At 68.4% G+C, this 11090-nt stretch carries 10 protein-coding genes and 1 pseudogene; all 11 read left to right on the top strand.

All coding sequences use genetic code 11. The features are described 5' to 3' along the window. The coding region (locus A9W96_RS18070) for a cation:proton antiporter (protein WP_197499555.1) at nucleotides 1-840 on the top strand (840 nt) is incomplete at its 5' end. 33 nt (nucleotides 841-873) lie between these two features. After that, nucleotides 874-2055, top strand: a complete 1182-nt coding sequence (locus tag A9W96_RS18065; RefSeq protein WP_067141799.1) for an AAA family ATPase — start codon at nucleotides 874-876, stop codon at nucleotides 2053-2055. Between the two features lie 60 nt (nucleotides 2056-2115). Beyond that, a complete protein-coding gene (locus A9W96_RS18060) occupies nucleotides 2116-2748 on the top strand; it encodes a TetR/AcrR family transcriptional regulator (RefSeq protein ID WP_066871432.1) in 633 nt (210 codons plus the stop codon). Continuing rightward, entirely contained in the window at nucleotides 2741-4264 is a 1524-nt protein-coding gene (locus A9W96_RS18055; protein WP_067141796.1) for an FAD-dependent monooxygenase, read from the top strand. The genes A9W96_RS18060 and A9W96_RS18055 overlap by 8 nt, the downstream gene beginning before the upstream one ends. A 26-nt stretch (nucleotides 4265-4290) precedes the next feature. Then, a complete protein-coding gene (gene alsS / locus A9W96_RS18050) occupies nucleotides 4291-5973 on the top strand; it encodes an acetolactate synthase AlsS (RefSeq protein WP_067141801.1) in 1683 nt (560 codons plus the stop codon). Between the two features lie 5 nt (nucleotides 5974-5978). Continuing rightward, nucleotides 5979-6767, top strand: a complete 789-nt coding sequence (budA, locus tag A9W96_RS18045) for an acetolactate decarboxylase (RefSeq protein WP_067141793.1) — start codon at nucleotides 5979-5981, stop codon at nucleotides 6765-6767. A gap of 132 nt (nucleotides 6768-6899) precedes the next feature. Then, nucleotides 6900-8045 carry a glycosyltransferase gene (locus A9W96_RS18040; protein WP_067141790.1) on the top strand — a complete coding sequence of 382 codons (1146 nt, stop codon included), beginning with the start codon at nucleotides 6900-6902 and terminating at the stop codon, nucleotides 8043-8045. Nucleotides 8046-8129: 84 nt separating this feature from the next. Further along, a complete protein-coding gene (locus A9W96_RS18035) occupies nucleotides 8130-8984 on the top strand; it encodes a sulfurtransferase (protein ID WP_067141787.1) in 855 nt (284 codons plus the stop codon). 302 nt (nucleotides 8985-9286) lie between these two features. Further along, complete coding sequence (locus tag A9W96_RS18030) at nucleotides 9287-10015, top strand: sulfite exporter TauE/SafE family protein (RefSeq protein ID WP_066877263.1); 729 nt, start codon at nucleotides 9287-9289, stop codon at nucleotides 10013-10015. A 55-nt stretch (nucleotides 10016-10070) separates the two neighbouring features. Then, nucleotides 10071-10853 carry an SDR family NAD(P)-dependent oxidoreductase gene (locus A9W96_RS18025; RefSeq protein WP_067141784.1) on the top strand — a complete coding sequence of 261 codons (783 nt, stop codon included), beginning with the start codon at nucleotides 10071-10073 and terminating at the stop codon, nucleotides 10851-10853. Between the two features lie 55 nt (nucleotides 10854-10908). Further along, nucleotides 10909-11090 (top strand): annotated as a pseudogene (locus A9W96_RS31550) (hypothetical protein); the annotation flags it as partial.

The raw sequence follows: 11090 nt of genomic DNA, 5'->3' as shown, positions 1-11090 counted from the left end.
CTGGGGTCCTTCGCCTTCTGGGACATCGCGACATTCCTGCTCAACGGCTCGTTGTGGGTGTTCGTCGGCGTCCAGATCCCGGGTGCGCTGCGCGGCATCGTGGGCGTCGACGGCGGAGTTCGCCACGCCTTGTTCGTGGCGTTGGTGATCACCGGCGTGGTCATCGTGTCTCGCATCTTCTGGGGAGAAATCACCACGCTGCTGATCCGGCTCATCGACCGCCGCGAGGTGCAACGCGAACGTCGGGTCACCTGGCGGCAACGCTTCGTCACCGTCTGGGCGGGATTCCGGGGCGCCGTATCGCTGGCCGCGGCGGTGGCCGTGCCGGTAACGACGCTGAGCGGCGCGCCGTTCCCCGACCGCAGCCTGCTGATCTTCATCGTCACCGTCGTCATCCTGGTGACCGTGTTGGTGCAGGGCAGTACGCTGCCCGCCGTCGTCCGCTGGGCGAACATGCCCGAGGACGCCACCCACGCCGAGGAGCTGCAACTGGCTCGTTGTCGGGGCACGCAGGCCGCCCTGGCCGCACTGCCCACGGTCGCCGACGAGGTCGGCCTCAGCGACGAACTGCGGCGGCGGCTGCAGAAGGAATACGAGGAAAAGGCCGCGTTGGTCCTGGCGACCGAAAACGGTTCGCCGGACACCCGCATCCTCAAGGGTCGTGAGAAGGTCCGCCGGGTGCGGCTGGGCGTGCTCGAACACAAGCGCCGGGAGATCACCGCGCTGCGCAACCAGAACCTGATCGACGACATCGTGTTGCGCGAGTTGCAGAACGAGATGGATCTCGAGGAAGTGCAGCTTCTCGCCGCCGCGGTCGACGACGGCGACGAGGAGGAGTAGGGCCCGTCGGTGCCCGACCGTACAGTCGGGCCCATGCTGCACACCGTCGCGATCCGCGGGTATCGCTCGCTGCGCGAGGTGATCCTGCCGCTGGGCCGGCTGTCGGTGATCACCGGCGCCAACGGCGCCGGCAAGTCGTCGCTGTATCGCGCGCTGCGGCTGCTGGCCGATTGCGGCCGCGGCGAGGTGATCGGGTCGCTGGCCCGCGAGGGCGGCCTGCAATCGGTGCTGTGGGCCGGCCCCGAGCAGCCGGCCGGCGCGCGACGCTCCGGGAAAACCGTGGGCACCGTGCGCACCCGGCCCGTGTCCCTCGAGATGGGTTTCGCCGCAAACGATTTCGGCTACCTGGTGGATCTGGGCCTGCCGCAGTCTGCCGGGGAGTCGGTGTTCGCCCGCGATCCGGAGATCAAACGCGAGGTGCTGTTCGCCGGTCCGGTGCTGCGGCCCAGCACGACGCTGGTGCGACGGTCCCGCGTCTTCGCCGAGGCCAGCGCGGATTCCGGCGGCGGTTTCGACGAGTTGTCCCGGACCCTGCCGTCGTATCACAGCGTGCTCGCCGAGTACGCCCACCCGCACGCGCTACCCGAGCTGGCGGCCGTGCGAGAACGATTGCGCGGCTGGCGGTTCTACGACGGCTTTCGGGTGGACGCGGGGGCGCCCGCGCGCCACCCGCAGGTGGGCACCCGCACCCCGGTGCTCTCCGACGACGGCAGCGACCTCGCGGCCGCGATCCAGACGATCCTCGAATCGGGGTTCGACGACCTGACCCGGGCGGTCGCCGAAGCGTTCGACGGCGCCACCGTCTCGGTGGCCATCCATGATGGGTTGTTCGACCTCCAGCTGCGTCAGCGCGGCATGCTGCGCGCGCTGCGCGCGGCCGAGTTATCCGATGGCACACTGCGTTTCCTGCTGTGGGCCGCCGCGCTGTTGAGCCCGCAACCGCCGTCGCTGATGGTGCTGAACGAACCCGAGACCTCGCTGCACCCCGACCTGGTGGCACCGCTGGCCTCGCTGATCCGCACCACCGCCGCCAAGACCCAGGTCGTGGTGGTCACCCACTCCCGCACGCTGCTGGAATTCTTGGGCACAAGTCCGCTGGGCGAGGGCTCCGACGGCGAGGCCGTCGAAATCGAGCTGTACAAGGACTGGGGCGAAACACGCATCAGCGGCCAGACTCTGATCACCACGCCCCGGTGGGACTGGGGCGCGCGCTAGGCGAAAATTGCCCACTAGGCAAGCTTGCCCACCGGGCAAGTTCGGCGTACGTTGGGCGCTATGAGCGGGCTCCGGGAGCGCAAGAAGGCCGACACCCGGCGCGCGCTCAGTGACGCCGCGTTGCGGCTGGCTTTCGAGCGCGGCCTGGAAAACGTGACGCGCGAGGACGTCGCCAACCTGGCCGGCGTCTCACTGCGCACGTTCAACAACTACTTCAGCGGCAAATACGAGGCGCTGGCCTACCGGCAGGCCGAACGCGTGCGTCGCAGCGTCGATGCGCTGCGGCAGCGGCCCGCCGACGAACCGCTCTGGACCGCGCTCACCCATGCCGTGCTGGAACCCCTGGAGGCCGACTTCGGCGATGTGCACGGTGACGAGAACCGCGTCCCCAGCCGCCAAGAGCTCGTCGAGGTCCGCAAGCTCGTCATGCATCCGCAAGTGCGGAATTCGGTGCCGCACAACCTCTTCGACGAGTTACTCAACGTCATCGCCGAACGCACGGGGACCGACCCCGATCACGACCTGTACCCCCGGTTGGTGATGGCCGTGGTACGGGCGGTCGGCGACGCCGCCGCCGACGCCTACGTGCGGGCCGATCCGCCGGTGGCCATCACCGCCCTGATCCGCGAGGGCTTCGCCGCCGTCAGCGCCGGGCTACCCGAACCCACCAGAAAGAAGGCACGTCATGGCTGACGAACACGCCGACGTCGTCATCGCCGGCGCCGGGCCCAACGGGCTGCTGGTGGCCTGCGAATTGGCGCTGGCCGGCATCAGGCCCGTCGTGTTGGACGCCCTGCCCGGTCCCAGCCCCGACCCGAAGGCGAACGGCCTTGTCGGCCAAGTGGTTCGGATGCTCGACTTGCGCGGCCTATACCGGGAGTTCACCGGTGACCCCAATCCCCCGCAACCGGTCTACGGGTGGATCTTCGCGGCCATGACGCTGAACTTCTCCCAAGTGCCCGATAACCCGATGTACGCGTTGCCCATCCAACAGCCTCGGGTGGTGCGGCTGCTGGAGAAGCGGGCGCGGGACCTCGGAGTGGACGTGCGCTGGGCACACGAACTCACCGGCCTACGGCAGGAAGCGAATTCCGTTGGGGTGACGGTGTCCTCGCCCGAGCGCGAGTATCGCATCGATGCCGGGTATCTGGTGGGCGCCGACGGCGGACGCAGCCTGGTCCGCAAGACCGCGGGCATCGGCTTTCCCGGCTACACATCGCAGACCGTCGGGCGGCTGGCCCACGTGCACATCCCCGACGGACTCCGCCGCGCCGACGGCGGCATCGAAGTTCCCGGGTTCGGCCGGATTGCGTTCGGTCACACGCGATTGGATTGCGGCGGGCTGATCTATGCCGAGTTCGAACCGGGCCGATCGCTGTTCGGCACCATCGAGTTCGGGCCGCCGGTGGAGGACAAACCGATGAGCCTGGCCGAACTGCGCGAGAGCGCGCGCCGCGTCCTCGCCGTGGATTTGCCGTTCGAGGAACCGAAAGGCCCGGGGCCCCACGCGCTGCGCCGGATCAACGGGCAGAACACACGCCACGCGGAGCGCTACCGCGACAAGCGCGTTCTGCTGCTCGGCGACGCCGCCCATGTGCACAGCGCCATGGGCGGGCCGGGCCTGAACCTTGGCCTGCAGGACGCGATGAACCTGGGCTGGAAGCTGGCGGCCGAGCTCATGGGAACGGCGCCGGCCGGACTGCTCGACACCTACCAGTCCGAGCGCCACCCCGTGGGTCAGCGCGTCATGATGCACTCGATGTCGCAGACCGCTCTCATGGCGCCGGGGCCCGAAGTCACTGCGCTACGAACGCTCATGGGCGAGCTGTTCGCCATTCCCGACGTCGCCCGGCACATGGCGAAGCTGCTGGCCGGCAACGATGTTCGGTACGACGTGGGTGACGACCATAGACTGTCGGGTTGGCTCGTGCCGGACCTAAGGCTCGACGACGGCCGGCGCGTGGCCGAGCTGCTGCACGATGGCCGCCCGGTGCTGCTCGACCTCGACGGCGCCGTCGCGGACACGGCAAGTGGCTGGACCGATCGTGTCGACACGGTCACCGCGAGCATCGCCGAGCGGCCCGCCGCGGCGCTGCTGATCCGGCCGGACGGCTATGTCGCATGGGCCGCCGACGAATTCGGGCCGGCCGACGAGGCGGCCCTGCGCGCGGCGCTGCAGCGTTGGTTCGGGCCGCCGACGAGCGCATAGCGGCGCCAGCGGCCAGACTGGGCAACATGGCGTCCACAGAACAGGGTGAGCCCGTGCGCAGCGCCCAGAAGATCGTCGACGTCTTATCGGCGCAGGGCGTGCAGTACGTATTCGGTGTGCCCGGCGCCAAGATCGACGCCGTGTACGACGCCCTGGTGGACGGTGGAACGCAGCTCGTGGTGTGCCGCCATGAACAAAACGCGGCGTTCATGGCCGCGGCGACCGGGCGGCTCACCGGCATCCCTGGCGTCGTACTGGTGACGTCCGGGCCCGGCACCGCCAACCTGGCCACCGGTTTGCTGACCGCCAACACCGAACAGGACTCGGTGGTCGCGCTATGCGGCGCGGTGCGCCGGGAGGACCGGCTCAAGCGGACGCATCAGTCGATGGACGCCGCCGCATTGCTCAAGACGGTGACCAAGTTCACCGGAGAGGTCAACGACCCCAACGATGTCGCCGAGGCCACCGTCACCGCCTTTCGCGCCGCGGTCGCCGAGCCGCGCGGAGCGGCCGCCGTCGTGCTGCCCGCCGACGTGTTGGCCGCACCCACCACAGCGGGCATCACCCGCCGCCTTCCGATCCCCGAGTTGGCGGCGGCCCCGGCGTCCGCTATCCGCAGGGCCACCGAGGTGATCCGGGCCGCGCGCCGCCCCGCGCTGCTCGTCGGTAGCCGCGGCGCCGATCCGGACAGCTGCCTGGCGCTGCGCGCCCTGATCGCCACCACGGGTCTGCCGGTGGTGGAGACGTTTCAGGCCGCCGGGGTGGTGTCACGATCGCTGGAAGACAACTTCTTGGGCCGGGTCGGCCTGTTCCGCAACCAGCCCGGCGATGTCATCGTCGGTCAAGCCGACGTCCTGGTCACTGTCGGCTACGACGCCGTCGAATATGACCCGGGACTGTGGAACAGCGACGTCGACCGCACCGTGGTGCACATCGACTCGATTCCGGCCGGGATCGACAACAACTATCAGCCGACGAACGAGTTGCTGGGCGACATCGCTGCCACTCTCGCCGCCTTGACGGACACACTCACCGACCTCACCCTCGCGAACGAATATCAAGACGAGATCAGCGTGCTGCGAAAACGCTTGTCGCACATCGATATCACTGCGGGCTCTCGAAAACCGGAGGGGGCCGCCCTCAATCCGGTCGCCGTTGTGCTGCGGCTGCGCGAGGAACTGGGCGACGACGCCACCATCGCCTGCGACATCGGCTCGGTCTACATCTACATGGCCCGCCACTTCCGCGTATACGAGCCGCGCCGACTGCTGTTCTCCAATGGGCAGCAGACCCTTGGGGTTGCTCTGCCCTGGGCGATGGCCGCATGCCTGGCGCGGCCCGGTACGCCGGTCGTGTCCGTCTCCGGGGACGGCGGGTTTCTGTACTCCAGCCAGGAGCTCGAGACCGCAACCCGGCTGGGTTTGTCGTTCACTCACATCGTCTTTCGCGACAACACCTACGACATGGTGGGCTTTCAGGAAGCCCTCAAATACGGCCGCAAGTCCGGGATCCAGCTCGGCGACTACGACATCGTTTCCTACGCAGCGGCTTTCGGCGCCAATGGGTATCGGGTGACCAGCCTGGACGAGTTCAGCGCCACGTTACGCCAGGCGTTGGCCGAGGACGGACCCTCGCTGATCGACGTTCCGGTGGATTACAGCCACAACGTCGACCTGGCCGAACAATTACACGACGACCCGTTCGAGTAGGGATCATGGACAAGCATTCCGGCGCGTACGAGCGATTCCGCAACTGGGCGACAGGGCTTCTCGCGCATCAAGACGCCGACAACGAGGTCTATCAGTTCTCCACGATCAGCGCATTGCTCGAGGGTGTATACGACGGCGACGTCACCGTGGCCGATCTGCTGCGGCACGGTGACTTCGGCCTGGGCACCTTCAACCATCTCGACGGCGAGATGGTGGTGCTGGACGGGGTGTGCTATCGGCTGCGTGCGGACGGATCCGCGAGCCGGGCGGCGGCGACCGACCGCACACCGTTCGCGGCGGTCACCAGGTTTCACACCGACTTCGAGATCGCGATCCAAACCCTCACCCGCCGAACGGATTTAACGAGCGCGATCGACCGCCAGATCAAAAGCCCCAACCTGATCTACGCCATCCGGGTCGACGGGCAGTTCCGCGAACTGCACACCCGCACCGTGATGGCGCAGCAGCCGCCCTATCCCCCGTTGACCCAGGCCACCGAAGAGCAGTCCGAGACCGTCTTCACCGACGTGTCGGGCACCGTGGTCGGATTCCGCACTCCCGACTTCGAACAGGGCATCTCCGTGGCCGGCTACCACCTGCACTTCCTCAACAACGAACGCAGCGCCGGCGGCCACATCCTCGACTTCACTCTCGATCGCGGCACCGTGGCGATCAGCGGGGCATCACAGCTGCATCTGAGCTTGCCCCGGTCCGGTCCGTTCCTCGACGCACAGCTGTCGGGCGCCGACCTCGCCGAGCGGATCAGCAAAGCCGAAGGCCCTAAAGGCGACTGACACCCGAACGCGGCCGTCAGCATGCCGATTGCGGACGACGCGGACTACCGTGCAAGCGAAGTTCACGCAGTGTTCAGGCACCCGTCGGTCCAGCATTGATGAGTGCACACGCGCACCGCGTGTCCTCACGTTATGCGCGTTGTACAGGTCGCCAATTTCTATGGCCCTCGCTCCGGCGGCCTCCGCACCGCGATCGACCGGTTGGGCGCGGAATATTGCGCCAGCGGCCACGAGGTGTTCTTGATCGTTCCCGGTCAATGCGCCGAGCGCGCCCAGCTGTACACCGGCGTGGTGCGAATCACGTTGCCGGCCCGCCTGATTCCTTTCACCGGCGGCTATCGGGCGGTGCTGCCGGGACGGGTGAAGGCGCTACTGGCAGCCCTGCGACCCGACGCATTGGAGGTTTCGGACCGCCTCACCCTGCGGTCGCTCGGCCGGTGGGGACGCGATCACGGCGCCACGACGGTGATGATCTCTCATGAGCGCTTGGATCGCCTTGTCGGACAGGTTCTTCCGCGGAGGGCCGCGCAGAAGTTCGCCGACATCGCCAACGCGCGCACCGCGGCGAACTACGACACCGTGGTGTGCACCACCGGTTTCGCCCGCGAGGAATTCGACCGGATCGGCGCCGACAACACCGTTACCGTCCCGCTCGGTGTGGACCTGCAGACGTTTCATCCGCGCCACCACTCCTATCTGGTGCGCGAACGGTGGGCCGCACCGACGCAGCTGCTGCTGGTGCACTGCGGGCGGCTGTCGGTGGAAAAGCGGGTCGACCGCAGCATCGATGCACTCGGTGCGCTGCGCCACGCCGGTATCGACGCGCGGCTGGTGGTCGTCGGCGAGGGTCCGTTGCGGTCCAGGCTGGAGCGACAGGCCGCGCGCCTGCCGATCGACTTCACCGGCTTCGTCTCCGATCGCAACGCGGTGGCGCAGTTGTTGGCCTCGGCCGATGTGACGCTGGCACCGGGGCCGCACGAGACGTTCGGGCTGGCCGCGTTGGAGTCGCTGGCGTGCGGAACGCCCGCCGTGGTTTCCCGAACGTCAGCGCTTACGGAGATCATCACGCCGGACAGCGGGGCGTCGGCCGACAATGACCCGGCCGCCATCGCAAAAGCGGTCAGCGCCATCGCCAGTCGGCCCGAGCGGGAGCGACGCATCTCCGCGCGACGCCGCGCCGAGGACTTCACCTGGCACCGCGCCGCGGCCGGCATGCTGGCGTCGCTCGGGGCGCCGGCCTTCGACGACCCGCCCGGTCGTTCCGAACAGACCGCGTAGCGGTCAGAAGTCGGAGGCCGCCCAGGTCCCCCGGTATGCCCGGGGTGCTGGCTAGGCTCGCTGGAGACCGATGAGGAGGATCCGGTGAGAGCACGCACTCAGGTATTGATCACCGCCGCCGAGTTGGCGGACATCATTTCAGCAGGCGACCCGGTGACCATCCTGGACGTGCGCTGGCGGGTCGACGCTCCCGACGGGCGGGCGGCCTACCTGGACGGGCACATTCCGGGCGCGGTGTACGTGTCGCTCGACGACGACCTAAGCGACCACACGGTGTCCGGCCGCGGCCGTCACCCGTTGCCGTCGGGTCGTGCCCTGGAGGCCGCCGCGCGCCGCTGGGGAATCCGGCAGGGCGGCCTGGTGGTGGTGTACGACGACTGGAATCGCGCCGGTTCCGCGCGGGCCTGGTGGGTGCTCACCGCGGCCGGCCTCGACAACGTCCGCATTCTGGACGGCGGCTTGGCCGCGTGGCGCTCGGCCGGGCAAGGCCTCGAGACCGGGCCGGTCGATCCGGCGCCCGGGAATGTGGCTGTGCCGCAAGATGATCTGTATGCCGGAAGCCGCCCCACGCTGACGGCCGAGCGGGTGGCCGAAGGCACCGTGACGCTGCTTGATGCGCGCGCACCGGAGCGCTACCGCGGCGACGTGGAGCCCCTCGATCCGGTCGCCGGCCACATTCCCGGCGCGAAGAATCTGCCCAGCACGTCGGTCCTCGCCGCCGATGGCACTTTCCTCGACGACGACGCACTCGCACAACTGTTGTCCGATCGCGCGATCGAGCGTCACGACGCGGTGGCCGCTTACTGCGGGTCGGGCGTCACCGCGGCGGTCACCATCGCCGCGCTGGCCGCGGCAGGGCGGGAGGCTGCGTTGTATCCGGGGTCGTGGTCGGAGTGGAGCTCGGATCCCGGCCACCCGGTGGAACGCGGCGACGCGTAGCTGCCATTGGTCGTGCGCCGACCGACCATAGGGCGGTTCTGGAAAGCGCTAGCAGGGGCGCTAGCGGAATTGAGAAACACCTAATGGCCGGAATACTCGTTCACCCGAGCGGCCTCACCTCCGACGGACGCTGCGGGCGTTGATCTTTGGTAGCCTGTGGTCGATAGCGCCTAGGGTTCCGACTTTCGAGTGCCTGGTCCGAGCGGCGCCACCGCGCCCCCGGACGGGACGCGGTCATCTGAACGGACAAAAGCCTGGAGGACCCCGGCCGGTGCGCCGCGCGCCGCCGAGAAGGTCCTTTCATGCTGGCTCTTTGCGTTCTCTTTCTCATCGCCCTGGGCGCCGGTGCGCTCGGTGGACTGGTAGGCACCGGATCGTCGCTGGTGCTGCTGCCCGCGCTGGTCATGATGTACGGCCCGCGAATCGCCGTGCCCGTCATGGGCATTGCGGCGGTCATGGCCAACGTCGCCCGAGTTGCCGCCTGGTGGCGGCAGATTCGATGGCGACCGGTGCTCGCCTATGCGTTGCCGGGAACTCCGGCCGCCGTGCTCGGCGCCAACACCTTGCTGAGCATCCCGCAGGCGGTGGTCGACGGCCTGCTCGGCGTGTTTTTCCTCGCGATGATTCCGGTGCGCAGGGTCGCGGCGGCTCGGCAATGGCGGGTGCGGCTGCGCCACCTGGCCATCGCCGGCGCGGTCGTCGGCTTCCTCACCGGTATGGTCCTGTCCACGGGGCCGCTGAGCGTTCCCATCTTCACCGGGTACGGGCTCACCGGCGGCGCCTTTCTCGGGTCCGAGGCCGCCAGCGCCCTGGTGCTCTACGCCGGCAAGATCAGCACCTTCGGTCAGTTGGGTGCGCTCAACCTCGCCGTCGTAGCCCGTGGACTGGTCATCGGCGCCGCGTTGATGATCGGCCCCTTCGTCACGCGTTCCATCGTGCGCCGGGCCCATCCCCGTCATTACGCGATGCTGATCGATCTGGTGCTCGTGGTCGCCGCCGTCGGCATGTTCATCGCGACGGCGACCTGCTGAATCATGTGGGCGCTAGAATCTGCCGCGGCATGAATCCGCTTGCTAAGTCCACGCAATGACCGGCCGGCTCGACGGCAAGGTCGCGATCGTCACTGGCGCCAGCACCGGCCTGGGCCCGGTGCTGGGCTCGCTGTTCGTCCGTGAGGGCGCCAAGGTATTGCTGGCCGCCCGACGTGAAGAGCTGGTCCACGCCGCCGCCCGTGCGGCCGGCCCCGGTGCCATCGCCATGCGCGCCGACGTGACCGATGAGAATGACGTCGCGGCCATGGTGGCGCGGGCGGTCGACGAGTTCGGCCACGTCGACATCCTGTGCAACAACGCCGCCGCGCCCGGCCAGGACCGCTGGATCTGGGAGCAGACGCTGGACAACTGGAACGCCACCTTCGCCATCGACGTCACCGCCGCGATGCTGTGCACCCGCGAGGTCCTCAACCGCTCGATGCTGCAGCGCCGCAGCGGCGCGATCCTGAACTTCTCGTCCACGGTCAGTTATTCCGGCATGGCCCGCAAAACGCACTATGTCACCGCCAAGGCGTCCCTGCGCGCGTTCACCAAGGCCGTCGCGCTCGAGGTCGGCCCGCACGGCATCCGGTGCAATTGCATCGTCCCCGGGGCCATCGACACCGAGCTGTGGCGCAACTGGTTGCAACGCACCGCGACCGAGCAAGGCGTCGACGTCGACACGGTTCGCGCGAAGCAACTCAAAGGTGTTGCCTTGCAGGACATCTCCTCCCCCGACGACGTCGCCAACCTGGCGTTGTTCCTCGCCAGCGACGACAGCCGCACCATCACGGGCCAATCGATCCCCGTCGACGCCGGAGGGTACATGCAGGGATGAGCGGGCCCGCCAAACTGTCGGTCGAACTGCATCCGCCCGCCGGAGGCTCCACGTGATGCGGGTCAGGGCAGGCATATTCAGCCTCACCGCCTCGGCACCGGCCGATGACGACGGCAGTTACTTGCGTTGGCACCTGTTGGACCACATGCCCGAGCAATACCAGCTGCCCGGCATCGTGCACGGGTTGCGCTGGATCGCCGACGGCGACTACCCCGACCACCGCCTCGCGTCCGAGGG

This window comes from Mycobacterium sp. 1245852.3 (genome assembly GCF_001669335.1).
Classification (GTDB): domain Bacteria; phylum Actinomycetota; class Actinomycetes; order Mycobacteriales; family Mycobacteriaceae; genus Mycobacterium; species Mycobacterium europaeum_A.
The sequence above is the reverse complement of the archived record's forward strand: the minus strand, read 5'-3'. Positions and strand labels throughout refer to the sequence as shown.